This is a genomic window from Vibrio sp. 1288, assembly GCF_033344475.1.
This window is the reverse complement of record NZ_JAWPOX010001011.1, coordinates 1-543: the sequence shown is the minus strand read 5'-3', so window position 1 is coordinate 543 and position 543 is coordinate 1. Positions and strand designations below refer to the sequence as shown.

1 protein-coding gene is annotated in these 543 nt (G+C 45.1%); it reads left to right on the top strand.

The features are described 5' to 3' along the window. On the top strand, nt 1–543 hold a 543-nt coding region (locus tag R8O11_RS30625), incomplete at both ends, for a hypothetical protein (protein ID WP_318195309.1).

The window sequence follows — 543 nt, the reverse complement described above, 5'->3', positions numbered from 1 at the left end:
CGTGACGCTTGTTTGGCTCGATGGCGCGAATCCTTCACAGATTGTTGAAGTGACGGATGGCAACGGCAATGTGCTGTATTACGAAATTCCTGAGTCACAGCTGACGAATGTAGAAGTGCTGCCACCACTGCACAGTAACGACGATTTCACCTTCAACGTAGAAGGCATCGTAAAAGACAGCGCTTCGCTTTCAACAGGCTCTGCGCAAGATGTACTTTCACTCGGGAACAAAACCGTCATTGTTGATGTGAAAGGCGTAGCGGATATTCCAATCGTTGAACTCAATGATAAATCAGGCATTTGGCAAGAGTTTGATGATGGCAACGTACGTGGCGTTCAAACATTTGTGGATGAAAATGGCCAAGTTGATATTTCGTTCAGCATTCTTTCTGGAGAAGTCAAAGACAACCCGAACGACCACTCTGAAACGGTAACTGTACTACTTTCCAACATTCCTGATGGCGTTGAGATATTTGATAATGATGGCAACTCGGTCGATTTAACGTTCGTTGGGTACGATGGTAATAACCAGCCAATCTATGA